The following is a 17,052-nucleotide window of genomic DNA, read 5'->3' on the forward strand; positions in this document are numbered from 1 at the left end:
CCTCAAAGGGCCTCTCGGCTCCAGGACATGGGCCACGCGCCGTCACGCGGGACGGTGAAATCCCGCCGCCGGCCGACAGAACGGGCCACCGCCGGGGGAGCAGTCGGGTCATGACGAGTTCACCGTTCCAGCGCACGATCGCCCTGCCCGCCCCCGTGTGCGAACAGGCCGCACAGCACCTGGAGCAGGCCGCGCACCGGGCCATCGACGGAGCCGCGATCCCCCTGAAGGCGTTCCGCACGGCCGCCGACAACGACTTCATCCTGCCGGTCTCGGTCGTCGAGCAGGCAGCGTCCTGCCTGCTGGTCCTCGCCACCGAGACCGCCCAGACCGTACGCCCGTCCGCTCTGCGCGCCACCATCAGTGTGGCGCTGCAGCTGCGCGACGCCGTACAACTGGCCCATCAGCCCGCCCTCAGCAGCAGGTTCTGGTGAGGGCGGCCCGGCCCCTCAGGCCGTGCGGAAGGCGACCAGGACCTGCTTGTGGCGCAGCGCCTCCAGCGTGGCGTGCTGTCGCCGGGCCCGTTCGATGAGCTCGTCGAGCTGCCCGGCGTCGAGACGTTCGTCCGTGGTGGCCAGATCGCGGAGCGTCTCCCAACCGGCCATCATGCCCTCCACCCCGAGCGCCAGCGCTTCCAGCTCCCACAGTGTGCTCAGCGGGGACCGCCGTACCAGGCTGCCGTTGCTCTTCAGCCGTCCCACCTGCTCGACCGCCCGGCCCGCGTAGACCTTGTAGCGGCGTACCGGGACGTCCAGGCGGCGCATGACGTGCAGCAGGCTCATCCGGTCGTCGGCGATCTCGGCGGCGACCGGGGCCAGCGCGTCGGCGAGCGCCGAGCCGCGGCACGAGCGCAGCAGGTAGCGCACCCGCGCGGTCCCCGCCGTGGCACCGGCGAGATGGTCGTTGAGGTAGATGCCCAGCAGGGACATGTCGGTGGCCGGGGCACGCCGGGCGCCCGGCGAATCCGCTCGCTGTTCCGTCATGACGCGGCTCCTGTCGTACTCCGGTCCTGCTCCACGGCCACCGTCGTGGTGATCCGTACGAGGCAGGGAGGGCGGGGTGTCGAGCCGGTCCCGAAGCGCACGGGGGGCTCGACCGGGGCGAGGGCGCCGAGGCTCTCGCCCTTGTAGGTGATGGTGGCCGAGGTGACCGGGTGCAGATCCCGGGCGCCGTACCACTGGTGCCGTCCGGCCCGGGCACTGCCGTGGGTGCGTGCTCCCAGCAGCAGGCGGGCGGGCCGGTCCCACAGCGCGATCCAGCCCGGACGGGCGGCGAGCCGGTCCGGGACCGCCCGCAGGGCCAGACCCGGCAGGTTCCGGCGGCCGGTACGGAAGCGCAGATGGAGTGGCGGAGCGGTGACGGTCCAGTGCCGGCGGTCGGCGACCCGCACCTCGACCGGTACGACCCGCACCTCGTCGAAGACGTACGTCCCGGCGACGAAGTCCGCCGTCTCGCCGGTGGGAGCCAGCAGCAGCCGGCGTCCGTCGGCCTCCTCGACCATCACGTCGCTGAACGGCCCCCACGGCGACCGCGTCCAGTGCCCGAGCACCACGCGGGCACCGCACGTCGTGCCGATCCCCGCGATCCAGCCGTCGAAGCGCAGCGAACGCACCGGCGCCCGGGTGCCTGCACGCCGGGCCGGACCAGCGGATTCGCGACCGTTAGGGAACACGCGGGCCGGGTGCCCGGCCCCTCTGCGGCGAAACGGGCCGCCGCCCGCGGCGCGGCGTCGCACCGTCGGCCGGTGTGGCCGAGGCCACATCCTGGAAGAGGTCCCGGTCACGTCCGGGCGCGGGAAACGGCGGTTACCGTCGACGACCAGATCCCCGCTCCCTTCCCTCGGACGGCCCGGCAGTGCAAGCAGATCTCTCCCCGGTCATAGCGGCCACCGCCCAGTGGCTGACCCGTGCCTTCCCCGCCTCCGGCGGCGCCCTGGCCTCCGCCCTGTGCGAGGTCCAGGCCCGGCAGGCCGTGACCGTCGCGGCCTGGCTCCGGTACCCGACGGCGATGGACGCCGCCCTGCTCGACATGGCCGGACCCGGCGGCTCCGGTCGGCTGGACTGGATCACCGGCGTCGACGCGGCCCTCGGCGACGACACGGACGCACACGCCTGGCGCACCTGGGTGGACGAGGTCGTGGCCAGCTGGGCGGCGTGCCTGCTGACCGACCCGGGCCTGGCGGCCCGGGCCGTGGCCGCCCTGGCCGGCGGCAGCCACGGCACCCCGGCACCGGCCGAGTTCCGCCGCCTCATCGCCCCCGACGACCGCGACCGGAGCGCCGCGGTCCTGCTGCGCCACCCGGACCTCCTCGCCCCCGTCGCAGACCTGCACCAGAACCAGCTCCTCGACCACCTGAACCCGGGCCGCACCCTGATCGCCTGACACCACCGGCCTCCACGGCCACCGGCCGGCGCCCGCACCGCACCGAAGCCTCGCGGCCGGTCTCTGCCGCCGTCCCCGCCGGACCCGCCCCTGCCTCCGGCCCCCGGCTGGCGTCCCCGGCCCCCCGCTGGCGCCCCGGCCCTCCCGGCCACTCTCGCCTCTGCCCTCCCGGCCACTCTCGCCTCTGCCCTCGGGCCACCCCTGCTCCGCCCTCGGGCCACCCCCGGCCGGCGCCCCCCGGCCACCCCCGCCCGCCTGCGCGGACCGCCCGATGCCGCTGCTTTACACCCTCCGTGACTCACCGGTTTGCCGTACGTGACCGTGCCGTGCGCGCACGGTCGGCGGAGGCTGAGCTCGGGCTCGACGGCCCGCCGGCGACCGGTTCGCCGGACCGAGGCGCGGCCGTCGTGCCGCGCGCCGCCGCCGACGGAGGAGAGACCCACATGACCACCGCCCTCTCGCGGAACTGGGAACACGCCGTCGTCACCGGCGGCGCCGGGTTCGTCGGCTCCCATCTGTGCGCCGCCCTGCTGGACGCCGGCGCGGCCGTCACCTGCGTGGACGACTTCAGCACCGGCCGGCCCGAGAACATATCGCCGCTGCTCGAACAGCCCGGTTTCACGCTCGTCCAGGCCAACGTCACCGAGGGCCTGCGGATCAAGCGGCCGCCGGACCTCGTCCTGCACTTCGCCTCGCCGGCGTCTCCGGCGGACTACCTGCGCCTGCCGCTGCACACGATGGAGACCGGCAGCCTCGGCACCCGCAACGCCCTGGAACTCGCGCACTCCTCCGAAGCCCGCTTCGTCCTCGCCTCGACCTCCGAGGTCTACGGCGACCCGCTGCAGAACCCCCAGGACGAGCGCTACTGGGGCAACGTCAACCCCGTCGGCCCACGCAGCGTCTACGACGAGGCCAAACGCTTCGGCGAGGCACTGACCACCGCCCACGCCGACGCCGAGGGCACCGACACCTGCATCGTGCGGCTGTTCAACACCTACGGCCCCCGGATGCGCGGCCACGACGGACGCGCGGTGCCCACCTTCGTACGGCAGGCCCTGGCCGGAGAGCCCCTCACCGTGACCGGCGACGGCCGCCAGACCCGGTCGCTGTGCTACGTCGACGACACCGTGCGCGGCATCCTCTCCGCAGCCGCCCACGGCATGCGCGGCCCCGTCAACATCGGCAACCCGACCGAGATCACCATGCTCGACCTGGCACGCCTGGTCGTCGAACTCGCCGAGTCGTCCTCGGAGATCCGCTACATCGAACGCCCGGTGGACGACCCGGCCGTGCGCTGCCCGGACATCACCCTGGCACGCGACAAGCTCGGCTGGGACCCGCAGGTCCGCGCCGAGGAGGGGCTGCGGCGCACGATCGCCTGGTTCCGCGAGGCCGGTGCCGAGGAGTGACCCCGCCCGGGCACCCCGCACTCCCGCGCCGGGTGCCCCCGACCGCCGGAAGGCCCGTCTCCCCATGCGCATCCTCGGAATCAACGCCCTCTTCCACGACCCCGCCGCCGCCCTGGTGATCGACGGGCGGACCGTCGCCGCCGCGGAGGAGGAGCGGTTCTCCCGGCGCAAGCACGGCAAGAGGCCCCTGCCGTTCTCCGCCTGGGAACTGCCCGAGCAGGCCGCGGCCTGGTGCCTGAAGCGGGCCGGGCTGCGCCCGCAGGACCTCGACGCGGTCACCTACTCCTTCGACCCCGGACTCGCCCGGCCCGCCGAGGACATGGGCCTGGACGACCCGTGGGACCACCTGCGGCTGACCTACGCCCGCGAGGCACCCGCCTTCCTCAAGGCCGCCCTGCCCGGCCTCGACCCCGGCCTCGTCCGCTTCGTCCCGCACCACATGGCGCACGCCGCCTCCAGCGCATTCGCCGCGCCGGACGCCGGGAACTCCTCCGTCCTGGTCCTCGACGGCCGCGGCGAACGCGCCTCCCACCTGGCCGCCCGCCGCGTCGGCGACCGCCTGGAGGCGCTGCACGCCCAGGACCTGCCGCACTCGCTCGGCCTGGTCTACGAGGAACTCACCGGACACCTCGGCTTCCTGCGCTCCTCCGACGAGTTCAAGGTCATGGCCCTCGCCTCCCACGGCAGGCCGCGCATGCTCGCCGAACTGCGCCGCCACGTGTACCCCACCGGAGACGGCGGCTTCCACGCCACCGGCGTGCCCTGGCACGAGCTGTGTCCGCCCCGCGGGCCCGACGAGCCGTGGACACAGGACCACGCCGACGTCGCCGCCAGTGCGCAGGCCGTGCTGGAGGAGACCCTGCTCGACCTGGTGCGCTGGCTGCACGGCCGGACCCACGACCGGGTGCTCACCCTGGCCGGCGGCGTCGCCCTCAACTGCGTCGCCAACTCCCGTGTCGCCCGCGAGGGACCCTTCTCCCGGGTGTGGGTGCAGCCCGCCGCCGGAGACGCCGGGACCGCCCTGGGCGGCGCCCTGCTGCTGTCCGCCGTGGAGGGCGACGCGCCGGAGTCCATGACCGGTGCCGACCTCGGCCGGGAGTGGTCCGACGCCGAGCTCGGAGCCTGGCTGAAGACCGCGGCCGTCCCCTTCGAGCGACCCCCGGACATCGCCGCGACCGTCGCCCGCGCCCTCGCGGACAACGGGATCGTCGCCTGGTTCCAGGGCCGTTCCGAGTACGGCCCCCGGGCGCTCGGCCACCGCTCCCTGCTGGCCCACCCCGGTCACGCGGGAAACCTGGAACGGCTCAACGACGTCAAGGGCCGCGAACAGTTCCGGCCCGTAGCGCCCATGGTCCTCGCCGACCGTGCCGCCGACCTCTTCGACGGCCCGCTGCCCAGCCCGTACATGCTGTTCGTGCACGACGTGGCCCCGGCGTGGCGGGAGCGGATCCCGGCCGTCGTACACGTCGACGGCACCGCCCGCATCCAGACCGTCGACCCGGCCCGCGAACCACTGGTCGCCGCCATGCTCGGTGAGTTCGAGCGGCTCACCGGCCTGCCCGTGGTCGTCAACACCAGCCTCAACACGGCCGGCCGGCCCATGGTCGACGACCCGCGCGACGCCCTGGAGTGCTTCGGCTCCTCGCCCGTCGACCTGCTGGCCATCGGCCCGTACGCGATCCGGCGCGGCGACCTCTTCCGTACCGACTCCCGCAGCGACGACGCCGGAGGCCCCCGATGACCGAACCCGACGCCCCGGCGCCCGAGGCCGAGTACGCCGTGGTGATCCCGACCCTCGGCCGCCCCAGCCTGGGCGCCTGCCTGCACGCTCTCGCCGAGGCCACCGGGCCGGGCCCGGTCCGGATCGTCCTCGTCGACGACCGGCCCGGCCCGACTCGGATCGCCCTCACCGCCGACGCCCCGCCGTCCCTGCGCGCACGCACCGTCATCGTGCCCGGCGGGGCACGCGGACCGGCCGCCGCGCGCAACCTCGGCTGGCGGGCCGCCGGCGACGTGCCCTGGATCGTCTTCCTCGACGACGACGTCGTACCCGGACCCACCTGGGGCGACGACCTGACCCTGGACCTGGCCTCGGCGACCGCGCGCACCGCCGGGATCACCGCCCGCGTCGAGGTGCCCCTGCCCGCAGGCCGGCGCCCCACCGACTGGGAACGCAACACGGCCGGTCTCGCCGACGCCCGCTGGATCACCGCCGACATGGCCTACCGGCGGGACGCGCTGGTGGCCGTCGGCGGCTTCGACGAACGCTTCCGGCGGGCCTTCCGGGAGGACGCCGACCTAGCCCTGCGCACGCTCGACGCCGGCTGGACCCTCACCACCGGCCGGCGCACCACCACCCACCCCGTGCGGCAGGCCGGGCCCTGGGTCTCCGTCCGCCTCCAGGCGGGCAACGCCGACGACGTGCTGATGACCCGGCTGCACGGCCGTCACTGGTGGCGTCGGGCACAGGCCCCCCGCGGGCGTCTGCCCCTGCACCTGGCGGTGACCGGAGCGGGAGTGACGGCGCTCGGCTGCGCCCTGCTCGGCCGGCACCGGGCCGCCGCGGCCTGCGCCGCCACGTGGCTGGCCGGCACCGCCGAGTTCGCCCTCGCCCGCGTCATGCCCGGTCCCGGCACCCGCGACGAGGTCCTCACCATGACGGTGACCAGCGCCCTGATCCCGCCCGCCGCGACCTGGCACTGGCTGCGCGGACGCCTCGTGCACCGCAACGCCCGGCCGCACACCCCGCCCGGGAGCGGCGAGCCGGCACCCGCGCCCCGCCCGGCGGCCCGGGAACGGCTGCGGTCATGAAGCCGCCCCCCGGCCCCTGGCTGCTCCCCGGGGACGTGCGGCAGAGCCCCTACGATCCGGGCGGCCCGCTGCCCGCGGCCGTCCTCTTCGACCGCGACGGCACGCTCGTCGCCGACGTCCCCTACAACGGCGACCCGTCGCTGGTCGCGCTCATGCCCGGCGCCCGGGAGGCCGTCGACGCCGTGCGCTGTGCCGGGGTGCCCGTCGGCGTCGTCACCAACCAGTCGGGCGTGGCCCGGGGCCTGCTCACCCGCCGCGAGGTCGAGGCCGTGCGGCTGCGGGTGGAGGAGCTGCTCGGGCCGTTCGCCGTCTGGGCCGTGTGCCCGCACGCGCCGGAGGAGCGCTGCGACTGCCGCAAACCGGCCCCCGGCCTGATCCTGGCCGCGTGCCGCCGGCTCGGCGTCCCCCCGGAGCGCACCGCCGTCATCGGCGACATCGGAGCCGATATGGAGGCGGCGCGGGCCGCGGGGGCCCGCGGGGTCCTGGTCCCCACGGCCGTCACCCGTCCCGAGGAGGCAGGGGAGGCCGAGGCCACGGCAGCGGATCTGCCGGCGGCCGTGCGTCTCGTCCTCGGCCCGGCCGTGGCGGCCCGGGAGCCGCGATGACGCCCGCCCGCCTTCCCCGCACCCTCGTGGTCCGCCTCGACAGCTCCGGAGACGTACTCCTGGCGGGCCCCGCCGTACGGGCCGTCGCCGCCGGGTCCTCGTACACCGCGCTGCTCTGCGGACCCCAGGGCGCCCCGGCCGGGTGGATGCTGCCCGGCGTCGACGACGTGCTGACCCACGACGCCCCGTGGGTCGGGCTGGAGCCTCCGCCGGTCACGCGGGCCGCCACCCGGCAGCTGATGGAGGCGCTCACGGCAGGCCGCTTCGACCGGGCGATCGTGCTGGTGTCCTACCACCAGAGCCCGCTGCCGATCGCCCTCCTGCTGAAGCTGGCCGGGATCGGACGGACCGCCGCCGACTGCGAGGACTACCCGGGCGCGCTCCTCGACCTGCGGCACCGCAGACGACCGCGCCGTCACGAGGCCCTGGCCGCCCTCGACCTGGCCCGCGCCGCTGGCTTCCAGCTTCCGCCCGGCGACGACGGCCGGCTGCGCGTCCTGCCGTCGCCGCACACCACCCACCTCACGGGCCCCGACCCGTACGTCGTCGTCCATCCCGGCGCGGCCGTGCCCGCACGGGCCTGGACACCGGACCGGGCGGCACGCGCCGTGGCCGCGCTGTCCGCGGCGGGGCACCGCGTGGTCGTCACCGGCGGGCGCGCCGAGCGCGAGCTGACCGCCCGGGTGGCCGGACGGCAGGCCCTGGACCTCGGCGGCGCCACCGACCTGCCGCAGCTGGCCGGAGTCCTGGCAGCGTCCCGGGCCGTGGTGGCCGGCAACACCGGCCCGGCACACCTGGCCGCCGCCGTGGGCACGCCCGTGGTCAGCCTCTTCGCGCCGGTCGTGCCGGCCGAACGGTGGGCCCCCTACGGCGTACCGCACGTCCTGCTCGGCGACCCGCACGCCGCATGCGCGGACACTCGGGCCCGGCACTGCCCGGTGCCGGGGCACCCCTGCCTCGACGGCATCGGCGACGCCGAGGTGCTCGCCGCCGTGGCGGCCCTCACGGACCACCCGGCGGACCAGGGCGAACACACCGAGCGAGGAGCGGCCGTATGAACATCCTGCTGTGGCACGTGCACGGCTCCTGGACGACCGCGTTCGTCCAGGGCCCGCACACCTACCTCGTCCCGGTCACCCCCGGCCGCGGCCCGGACGGCCTCGGTCGGGCCCGCACCTTCACCTGGCCGGCCGCGGTCCGCGAGGTCACTCCCGAGGAACTCCGCGACACGCCGGTCGACCTGGTCCTTCTCCAGCGGCCGCACGAGGGGGAGCTGGCGCGACGCTGGCTCGGCGGACGCCGCCCGGGCCGGGACGTGCCCGCGGTGTACCTGGAGCACAACGCGCCCGACGGCGACGTGCCGGACACCCGGCACCCGTGCGCCGGCCGCGACGACCTGACCATCGTGCACGTCACGCACTTCAACCGGCTGTTCTGGGACTGCGGAACCACCCGCACCGAGGTGATCGAGCACGGCATCGTCGACCCGGGCCACCGCTACAGCGGCCGGCTCGCCCGCGCCGCCGTCGTCGTCAACGAACCCGTGCGACGCGCCCGGTACACCGGAACGGACCTGCTGCCCGCCCTGGCCGAGGCCGTGCCGCTCGATGTCTTCGGCATGGGCACCGAGGGCCTGGCCGGACACCTCGGCCTGCCGGCCGACCGCTGCCGCACGGCCGACCTCCCCCAGAGCGAGCTGCACACGGCCCTGGCCGAACGCCGCATGTACCTGCACCCGGTGCGCTGGACCTCCCTCGGCCTGTCCCTGCTGGAGGCGATGCACCTCGGCCTGCCCGTGCTGGCGCTCGCCACCACCGCGGCGGTCGAGGCGGTTCCGCCCGGCGCCGGCACCCTGACCACCCGCCCCGACGTCCTGGCCCGCGCAGCCCGCCGCTATCTCCACGAACCGGAGGCGGCGGCCGCGGACGGAGCCCGCGCCCGGCAGGCGGCCCTCGAACGCTACGGGCTCAAGCGCTTCCTGGCCGACTGGGAGCGCCTGATCACGGAGGTGTGCTCATGACCCCGTCCCTCAGCCCTCTCCCCACCGGGCCACTCGGCGGCGACCCGGCCGACCCGGGTGTCCTCGCGATCGCGCTCGTCTCCGAGCACGCCAGCCCCCTGGCCGCACTGGGCGGCGTCGACGCCGGCGGGCAGAACGTCCACGTCGCCTGCCTCGCCGCCGCACTCGCCGACCGCGGCCACCGCGTCACCGTCCACACCCGCCGCGACTCGCCCGACCTGCCCTGCCGGGTGGAGCTGCGCGACGGCGTCGAGGTGCACCACGTACCCGCCGGGCCGGCCGAGCCGCTCCCCAAGGACACGCTCCTGCCGCACATGGACGAGTTCGGCCGCCACCTCGCCCGCGGCTGGCGCACCCGGACCCCTGACGTCGTGCACTCCCACTACTGGATGTCGGGCCTGGCCGCCCTGCGTGCGGCCCGCGAGCACGGCCTGCCCCTGCTGCACACCTACCACGCCCTCGGCACGGTGAAGAGGCGGCACCAGCGGCTCGCCGACACCAGCCCGCCGGAGCGGATCCCCGGCGAGATCGAGGTCGGGCTGGGCTGCGACCGCGTCATCGCCACCTGCCGGGACGAGGCCCGCGAACTGGCCCTCATGGGCGTCCCCCCGCACCAGGTCGGCATCGTGCCGTGTGGCGTCGACACCGACCGGTTCACCCCGAAGGGCCCGGCCGCGCCGCGTGGACCGTACCCGCACCGGATCCTCCAGCTGGGCCGGCTCGTGCCACGCAAGGGAGCCGCCGTCGCCGTCGCCGCGCTGGCCCGGTTGCCGGGCACCGAGCTGGTCGTGGTCGGCGGGCCGCCCGCCGGCGGGCTCGACGGTGACCCGGAGGTGCGGCGGCTGCGCGGCATCGCCCGGGACGCCGGCGTCGCCGACCGGGTCCGCTTCACCGGCGCCCTTCCCAGCGAGGAGGTGCCGTCGCTGCTGCGCTCCGCGGACGTCGTCGTGTGTCCCGCCGACTACGAACCCTTCGGCATCGTCCCGCTGGAGGCCATGGCCTGCGGCGTGCCCGTGGTGGCCAGCGCTGTCGGCGGGCAGCTCGACACCGTCGCCGACCCCGGCACCGGACGGCTGGTGCCGCCCCGCGACCCGGCGGCCCTGGCCGCTGCCGTCGCCGCGCTGCTCGCCGACCCGGCGGCCCGCGCCGCCTGCGGTGCGGCCGGCCGCCGGCGCGTCCTGAGCCGCTACGGCTGGGGCCAGGTCGCCGCCGCCACCGAGGCCGCCTACTGCGAAGTCCTCGACACCGAGCCCGCCGCGACCCGCGCCGGCTGACCGCCCGGCCCCGCCCCCGCCCGACGACAGCCGCCGAGGCCGACGTTCGACACCCCGAAGGAGGTGCGGGTTCGCCGCCGTCACCCACGGCGGTACGCCCGATCGACATGAGCGAACCCCCCGCACACCCCGTCCTGGAAACCGCGCGAGAGCACTGCCGGTCACTGGAGGAAGCCCTCGGAGGGTTCCGCGAGCACGGCCTCGACCGGGTCGCGGACTGGGGCGGCCGTCTCGCCGACGTCCTCACCGCCGGCGGCCGGCTGCTGGCCGCGGGCAACGGCGGCAGCGCCGCCCAGGCCCAGCACCTCACCGCCGAACTCGTCGGCCGCTACCGCCGGGAACGCCGCGCCTACTCCGCGCTCGCCCTGCACGCCGAGACGTCCAGCATGACCGCCATCGGCAACGACTACGGCTTCGACCACGTCTACGCCCGTCAGGTCACCGCCCACGGCCGCCCCGGCGACATCCTGATGCTGCTCTCCACCTCCGGCCGCAGCCCCAACCTCATCGCCGCCGCCGTGACCGCCCGGCGGGCCGGCCTGCGCGTGTGGGCCCTGACCGGGCGCGGCCCCAACCCCCTCGCGGAAGCCGCCCACGCATCCCTGTGCATCGACGCAGGCAGCACCGCGAACGTCCAGGAGATCCATCTGGTCGCCGTCCACCTGCTCTGCGAGTGCTTCGACACGGCCGTGTCCGCGCTGCCGGCACGCCGCGCGGTCCTCACCCACGGGAGCACGTCATGACCGGGCCACACCCGCTCGTCGTCGTGGGGGACGTCCTCCTCGACGAGGACATCGAAGGCGTCTCCACCCGCCTCTCCCCGGACGCCCCCGCCCCGGTCGTCGACGTCACCGGCGACCACAGCCACCCCGGCGGAGCCGGCCTGGCCGCCGCCCTCGCCGCCCGCGGAGGCCGGGACGTGGTCCTGGTGACCGCGCTCGGCGACGACGAGGCCAGCGAGGCGGTACGGCGCGGCCTGCGCGGCCGGGTCCGGCTGCTGGAGATCCCGCTGGAGGGCACCCTGCCGGTCAAGACCCGCGTCCTCGCGGGCGGGCGGCCGGTGGTCCGCATCGACCGGGGCGGCGGCACCCCCGGTGAACCCGGTGACGCGGTCCGTGACGCCCTGGCCGGCGCACACGCCGTCCTGGTCGCCGACTACGGCCGGCACACCGCCGGGGCCCTGAGTCCGCTGCTGGAGGACGCCGCCCGCCGCACGCCCCTGGTGTGGGATCCGCATCCCAACGGCGATCCGCCCGTGCCGGGAGCCCGCCTCGTCACCCCCAACGCGGCCGAGGCACAGGCTCTGCACCCCGGCTCCGGGGAGACCACGCTGGGCGCGTTCGCCGAGAGAGGGGCCCGTCTCGCCGAACGCTGGCGGGCCGCCGGTGTCGCCGTCACCCTCGGCGAACGCGGGGTGCTGCTGGTCCGGCCGGGCACCGGCACCCCGATGCTCGTCCCCGTGCCCTACCGCGCCGCCGGGGACCCCTGCGGCGCGGGCGACTGTTTCGCCGCCACGACGGCGGCGGCCCTCGCCGACGGCCTGCTTCCCGAGGAGGCGCTGCAACGGGCCGTCGCCGAGGCGGCCGCGTTCGTCGCGGCGGGCGGCGCGGGCAACCCCGGCCTGTGGCGGACCGAGCCCGCGGCGGGTCCCGCCGTCGAGTCCGCGCACGACGCGTTCGGCCTCGCCGAGCTGGTCCGGTCCCGGGGCGGCACCGTCGTCGCCACCGGGGGCTGCTTCGACCTGGTGCACGCCGGTCACGTCGGCCTGCTGGAGAGCGCCCGGCGCATCGGCGACTGCCTCATCGTGTGCCTGAACTCCGACGCGTCCGTCGCCCGCCGCAAGGGCCCGGGCCGCCCGCTCAACCCGGCGGCGGACCGTGCCCGCGTGCTGGCCGCGCTCGGCAGCGTCGACGCCGTCGCGGTCTTCGACGAGGACACGCCCGAGGCGGTACTGGGCCGGCTGCGACCGGACGTCTGGGTCAAGGGCGGCGACTACTCCGTCCAGGACCTGCCCGAGGCGGAGGTGCTCCGCACCTGGGGCGGCCAGGCCGTGGTCCTGCCCTACCTCGACGGCCGCTCCACGACCCTGCTGGCCCGCCGGGCGGCGGTGGCGGCGGGGGCCGCGCCACGGCCGTAGGCGCCAGGGCGGCCGGCTGCCGGCGTCCGCCGTGCGGCGTGTCGGGGGCCGTCGGCGCGGGCCCGGTCGGTGTCGTGGACTGACGGCGCAGGCTCAGGCGTGCCGGTGGCGGGCGGGCGTGCGTCGCGTGCCACGCGCCACACAGCGCACACCGGTCCCGGGGGCCGGTCCCAGGGGCCTGTGTGGCACGCCCGTGGCCTCCCTCGTGCAGTGTCGCTCAGGCAGCCGGGCTCAGGGCCGGCCGGCCCGGCATCTCGTGCTCGTCCTTGCGGAGGGTCACCGGCGCCGCCGCGATGCGGCGCCGGTGCAGCAGGGAGCCCGCCCCGATCGCGCCGGCGATGAGAAGCCCGCCGGTGACGAGGGCGCCGCGGGGCCCGGCCAGTTCCATGAGGAGGCCCAGGGCGGGCGGGCCGCCCAGGCCCCACACCGTGCCGACGCTGCCCCACACACCCAGCACCCGTCCCCGCAGGTGGGCAGGCGGGTCGGTCTGCAGGACGGCCGTACCGGCGGTGTCGGAGACGGACTCCACCACGGCCATGGGCAGTACCAGCACGATCAGCACCGCCAGCGAGGGCGACAGCCCCGCCACCACCTGCAGCAGTGCCCCCGCGGCCGCCAGCGCGCCCACGAGCCGCACCGACGGCCGACGCAGCCGGGCGCCCAGCACCGCTCCGAGGATGCCGCCGGCGGCGAGCACGGTCGACACCGTGCCGAACGAACCTGCTCCTCCCGCGAGCGGCCCGGTGACCAGCACGGCGAGCGTGAGTCCGTAGTTGCGGCCGAACACCGCGCTGATCCCGGTCACACCCGCCAGCGCGACCAGGCGCGGCCGCCGCAGGAAGTAGGCCAGCCCCTCGCGCACGGACAGCTCCGAGCCGGTGCCCCCGGGCTCCCGGCCGGTCTGCCGCACCGCTCCCGCGGCGGGGCGCAGGAACGGGATGACCGAGGCCACGAACAGGAACGACAGCCCGTTCGCGAAGTACGCGACGGACGTGCCGAGGAACCCGACCGCCACACCGGCCAGGGCCGCTCCCACCAAGCGGCCCGCCTGGTGCACCAGCGCCCCGACGCCGATGGCCGAGGGCACGTCCTGCACGGGCACGAGGTCGTTGCCCAGCAGCGCGCACGCGGGATTGTCGACGGTCGCGACGACACCCGTGACAGCGGCCAGCACCATCAGCGAGGTCATGTCGATCCGGTCCAGCGCCACGAGGACGGCCGTGGTGAACGCGATCGCGCCGAGCAGCGCCTGGCTCACGGCCGCCGTCAGCTTGCGGGGCCACCGGTCGACGGCGGCCCCGCCCAGCACGCTGATCAGCAGCGCCGGAGCGGCCTGCACGGACATGGACAGACCCGTAGCGGCGGCTGACCCGGTGATCTCCAGGACCAGCAGGTTCTGCACGGTGAGCTGCATCCACGTACCGGCGTTCGACACGAAGTTCGCGACGGACCACCAGCGCATGCTGCGGTACCGCAGCGACCGCCAGGGCGAGCGGGAGGCGTTCAGGGCAGGGGAGGGTGAGGAAGACACAGTGCGGTACTCGAAGACGAGTCGGAGGACTCAGCAGAGGGGGACGAGGGGCGGGGCACACCGGCCGCGCTGCGCGGTGGTTCCCCTCGACGGGTACGGCGCCGACCATCGTGGCAGAGGGGACCGGAGAAGCGGTTCCACCGCACCTTGATCCGCCCTTCCGCGCCTGCCAAACTCCCTGCCGCGCGCGGGCGTTGAGCCCACAGTGTGGTTACTCACACGCACACGGAAGCGGGGCCCGTCGCCTCGGCGACGGGCCCCGCACGGACGGTGACTGCCCTACTCGAACTTGCCGCGGCCGCTCAGCGCGTCCCGCAGCCGGTCCACCATGCCGGTGCCCGGCGCCAGGAGCTTGTTCGCCGGGGGCTTGTCGGGGGCCGCGGGGTGAGGCCGGGTCGGAGCGGTCTTCTTCGCCTTGCGCACCTTGTCGCCCAGCTCGTTGAGCGCGTCCATCGGACAGGCCTGCCGAAGCCGCGGGAAGAGGTTGCCCTCCTCGTCGGCGATGTGCGAGCGGATCTCGCTCATGAGCATGCCGGTCAGCCGGTCGAACTCGGCGTCGCCCGCGTCACAGCCCTCCAGGTCCTTCATGATCTGCTCGGCCGTGGCGTGGTCCTTGAGCTCCTGGTCGGCGATGGCGTCCCCACCGGCCACGTGCTCGCGGACGGCCGGGTAGAGGTAGGCCTCCTCGGCCACCGAGTGCCGCACGAGTTCCATCGTGACCTGGTCGGCGTACACCTTGCGGTCCTGGTGGCCGGACGGCAGTGCCTCGATCCTGCCGAACATCTCCTCGACCTCGCGGTGATCGGTCACCAGCTCGTCGATGACGTTTCCTCCGTGTCCCATGTCCTTCACCTCCAGCGCTCGGGTCCCCCCGCCCCCACGGGGTTAACGTGCGGTTCGCCGGTGCCGCGCCGGCGGATCAGGCGGAGAGCCTGGCCCGGACGCGCCCGGCCGCGGCGGCCGGCCCCGCGGTGGCGCGGACGGAGCGGCGCACCAGACCCGCGTCGCGCCGCAGGCCACGGGCGGCGTGCGTGCCGCGCCACCTCACCGAGGGGCGGGCGCCTGTGTCGTCGGCGGCGATCAGCAGCCCGCCGAGCATGGACAGGTTCTTGAAGAAGTGGATGCGCTGCTGTGCCCGCTCCTCCGGGTCCTCCGCCTCCCAGAAGCGGTGCCCGGCCAGCGTGGTGGGCACCAGGGTGGCCGCGATGGCCAGCGCGGCCGGACGCGGCATGCGCCCCGTGGCCAGCATCAGCCCCGCAGCGACCTGCACGGCGCCACTGAGGCGGACGACCTGCTCGGTGCGGTCCGGCAGGGCCGAGACGCGCTCGGTGACCGGTTGGACGACAGGCTCGGCGGCGTCGGCGACCTGTTCCGGGGCGCGGACGGAGCTCATGCCGCCCGTGAGGAACATCGAGGCCAGCATCGGGCGGCCGAACACTCGCAACAGACTCATGGCCCTCTCCAGGTAGTCGGTGGGTACGGCGTCCGCCGGGTTCCCCGGCCGGGGCCGAACCACTCACACCGCCCGGTGGCGCTCCCACGCCTCCTCGCGCAGTTCCCCGCACAGCAGGACGTCGGCGGCGGTGCAGGCGAGCGCATCGGTCGCGGCGAGCAGCACCTCACGGGCCCGGGGTGAGGCGGCCGCCTCGGCGAACTCCGGGGTGTGGTCGGAGCCGTCCTCGCCCATGATCGCGACGAACGGGTGGATGGCGGGCACCCGTGTGCTGACGTTGCCGATGTCGGACGACCCCAGGTAGACGCCCGGCACGGGCGGCGCCGACGCGCTCCCGGCCCGGGCCAGATGCGCGGCGAACCGCTCGGACAGGACGTGGCTGTCCCGGAAGTGCTCGTAGCGCACGGTGGCCCGCTCCACCTCGGCGGTGGTGCCGGTGGCCCGGGCCACCCCGTCGGCGCACACCCGCAGCCGCTCCGTCAGATCCTCCAGCGCGGCCGTCGTGGCCGCCCGCAGACCGAACAGGCCCTCGGCGAACTCCGGGACGATGTTCGTGGCCGTGCCGCCGTGCGTGACGATGCCCTGTACGTGCGAGCCCTCCGGCAGCCTCCGCCCCAGTCCGGCCAGCACGTTGAACAGCTCCACGAGCGCCGCCAGCGCGTCGATGCCCTCGGTCGGATTGCCCGTGGGGTGGGCGGCCCGGCCGTGGAAGGCCACCCGGTACTGCACCTGCGCGGTCAGCGGCGCCCGCGTCCAGCTGTACACGCCCGGGTGGAACATGAGCGCCGCGTCGACCTCGTCGAACACCCCGGCCTCCACCTCGACGGCCTTGCCGCCGCCGCCCTCCTCGGCGGGCGTGCCCACCCCCAGCACCGTCCCGGCGGACGTCTCGGGCAGGGCCGCGGCCACGGCCAGCGCGGCACCCAGTCCGGCCGCCGCGATGAGGTTGTGGCCGCACGCGTGGCCGAGACCGGGCAGGGCGTCGTACTCCATCAGCAGCGCCACGGCGGGCCTGCCCCGGCCCCGGCGCGCGGCGAAGGCCGTCGGCATCCCCGCCACACCGCGCTCCACGGCGAATCCGGCACGCTCCAGCTCACCCGACAGCAGGGCGGCCGCCCGGTGCTCGGCGAAGGCGTGCTCGGGATCGGCGTGCAGGCGCAGGGCCACGTCCCACAGGGTGTCGGCCCGGGCCGACACCTGCGCGCGGACGGCCTGGTGCACGGCGTCGGGCGTAAGGGTCACGGGGTCTCCTCGGTGCGCGGGCGGTACACGGACCCGGGGTGGGGCCCACTACAGGTGCCGGTTCGTTCCCGGCACGGACCCGGGGGCCACCCCGGTGCCGGTTCGTTCCCGGCCGGGTTTCACTCCCCGCCGCCATGACACCCCTGCCCCCGGCCACGCGACCCCCGGCGCGTTTCGCCCGGTGCCGG

Annotated in this window: 17 protein-coding genes; 11 read left to right on the forward strand and 6 right to left on the reverse strand. The window is 75.8% G+C overall.

Features of this window, described 5'->3' with window-relative positions; all coding sequences use genetic code 11:
* Window positions 1–110: 110 nt before the first annotated feature.
* Window positions 111–434, forward strand: coding sequence for a hypothetical protein (locus ACFY9S_RS31290; protein WP_391134963.1), 324 nt, complete (start codon window positions 111–113; stop codon window positions 432–434).
* A 15-nt stretch (window positions 435–449) separates the two neighbouring features.
* Here ACFY9S_RS31290 and ACFY9S_RS31295 read toward each other — a convergent pair whose 3' ends face one another.
* Both ACFY9S_RS31295 and ACFY9S_RS31300 read right to left on the reverse strand, forming a co-directional pair.
* A complete protein-coding gene (locus ACFY9S_RS31295) occupies window positions 450–983 on the reverse strand; it encodes a hypothetical protein (protein ID WP_391134966.1) in 534 nt (177 codons plus the stop codon).
* On the reverse strand, window positions 980–1,612 hold the full coding sequence (locus ACFY9S_RS31300) for a hypothetical protein (protein ID WP_391134969.1): 633 nt from the start codon (window positions 1,610–1,612) through the stop codon (window positions 980–982). The genes ACFY9S_RS31295 and ACFY9S_RS31300 overlap by 4 nt, the downstream gene beginning before the upstream one ends.
* Before the next feature lie 242 nt (window positions 1,613–1,854).
* Between ACFY9S_RS31300 and ACFY9S_RS31305 the strand changes: the two genes are divergently transcribed.
* From ACFY9S_RS31305 to ACFY9S_RS31350, 10 genes are all read left to right on the forward strand, one after another.
* Window positions 1,855–2,382 (forward strand): hypothetical protein, encoded by a 528-nt coding sequence (locus ACFY9S_RS31305; RefSeq protein WP_391134971.1) that lies wholly within the window; start codon window positions 1,855–1,857, stop codon window positions 2,380–2,382.
* 443 nt (window positions 2,383–2,825) lie between these two features.
* Entirely contained in the window at window positions 2,826–3,791 is a 966-nt protein-coding gene (locus ACFY9S_RS31310; protein WP_391134974.1) for an NAD-dependent epimerase/dehydratase family protein, read from the forward strand.
* A 64-nt stretch (window positions 3,792–3,855) separates the two neighbouring features.
* Window positions 3,856–5,532 (forward strand): carbamoyltransferase C-terminal domain-containing protein, encoded by a 1,677-nt coding sequence (locus tag ACFY9S_RS31315; RefSeq protein WP_391134977.1) that lies wholly within the window; start codon window positions 3,856–3,858, stop codon window positions 5,530–5,532.
* Complete coding sequence (locus tag ACFY9S_RS31320; RefSeq protein ID WP_391134980.1) at window positions 5,529–6,602, forward strand: glycosyltransferase; 1,074 nt, start codon at window positions 5,529–5,531, stop codon at window positions 6,600–6,602. The genes ACFY9S_RS31315 and ACFY9S_RS31320 overlap by 4 nt, the downstream gene beginning before the upstream one ends.
* Window positions 6,599–7,207 carry an HAD-IIIA family hydrolase gene (locus ACFY9S_RS31325; RefSeq protein ID WP_391134983.1) on the forward strand — a complete coding sequence of 203 codons (609 nt, stop codon included), beginning with the start codon at window positions 6,599–6,601 and terminating at the stop codon, window positions 7,205–7,207. The genes ACFY9S_RS31320 and ACFY9S_RS31325 overlap by 4 nt, the downstream gene beginning before the upstream one ends.
* Complete coding sequence (locus ACFY9S_RS31330) at window positions 7,204–8,265, forward strand: glycosyltransferase family 9 protein (protein ID WP_391134986.1); 1,062 nt, start codon at window positions 7,204–7,206, stop codon at window positions 8,263–8,265. Before ACFY9S_RS31325 ends, ACFY9S_RS31330 begins: the two co-directional genes overlap by 4 nt.
* On the forward strand, window positions 8,262–9,227 hold the full coding sequence (locus tag ACFY9S_RS31335; protein WP_391134988.1) for a glycosyltransferase: 966 nt from the start codon (window positions 8,262–8,264) through the stop codon (window positions 9,225–9,227). Before ACFY9S_RS31330 ends, ACFY9S_RS31335 begins: the two co-directional genes overlap by 4 nt.
* Window positions 9,224–10,501, forward strand: coding sequence for a glycosyltransferase (locus tag ACFY9S_RS31340; protein ID WP_391134990.1), 1,278 nt, complete (start codon window positions 9,224–9,226; stop codon window positions 10,499–10,501). The genes ACFY9S_RS31335 and ACFY9S_RS31340 overlap by 4 nt, the downstream gene beginning before the upstream one ends.
* 107 nt (window positions 10,502–10,608) lie before the next feature.
* Window positions 10,609–11,244: an SIS domain-containing protein gene (locus tag ACFY9S_RS31345; RefSeq protein WP_391134993.1), complete on the forward strand. Its 636-nt coding sequence runs from the start codon at window positions 10,609–10,611 to the stop codon at window positions 11,242–11,244.
* Entirely contained in the window at window positions 11,241–12,638 is a 1,398-nt protein-coding gene (locus ACFY9S_RS31350; RefSeq protein ID WP_391134996.1) for a PfkB family carbohydrate kinase, read from the forward strand. The genes ACFY9S_RS31345 and ACFY9S_RS31350 overlap by 4 nt, the downstream gene beginning before the upstream one ends.
* Window positions 12,639–12,855: 217 nt before the next feature.
* Here the strand turns inward: ACFY9S_RS31350 and ACFY9S_RS31355 are convergent, their stop codons facing one another.
* The 4 genes from ACFY9S_RS31355 to ACFY9S_RS31370 form a co-directional block, all read right to left on the reverse strand.
* On the reverse strand, window positions 12,856–14,100 hold the full coding sequence (locus ACFY9S_RS31355) for an MFS transporter (RefSeq protein WP_391135323.1): 1,245 nt from the start codon (window positions 14,098–14,100) through the stop codon (window positions 12,856–12,858).
* A gap of 348 nt (window positions 14,101–14,448) precedes the next feature.
* Entirely contained in the window at window positions 14,449–15,012 is a 564-nt protein-coding gene (locus tag ACFY9S_RS31360; RefSeq protein WP_391134999.1) for a hemerythrin domain-containing protein, read from the reverse strand.
* 76 nt (window positions 15,013–15,088) lie between these two features.
* A complete protein-coding gene (locus ACFY9S_RS31365) occupies window positions 15,089–15,622 on the reverse strand; it encodes a DoxX family membrane protein (RefSeq protein WP_391135002.1) in 534 nt (177 codons plus the stop codon).
* Between the two features lie 63 nt (window positions 15,623–15,685).
* Window positions 15,686–16,864, reverse strand: coding sequence for an amidohydrolase (locus tag ACFY9S_RS31370; RefSeq protein WP_391135005.1), 1,179 nt, complete (start codon window positions 16,862–16,864; stop codon window positions 15,686–15,688).
* Window positions 16,865–17,052: the final 188 nt, after the last annotated feature.

Source organism: Streptomyces sp. NPDC012474 (assembly GCF_042955185.1).
GTDB classification, from domain to species: Bacteria; Actinomycetota; Actinomycetes; order Streptomycetales; family Streptomycetaceae; genus Streptomyces; species Streptomyces cahuitamycinicus.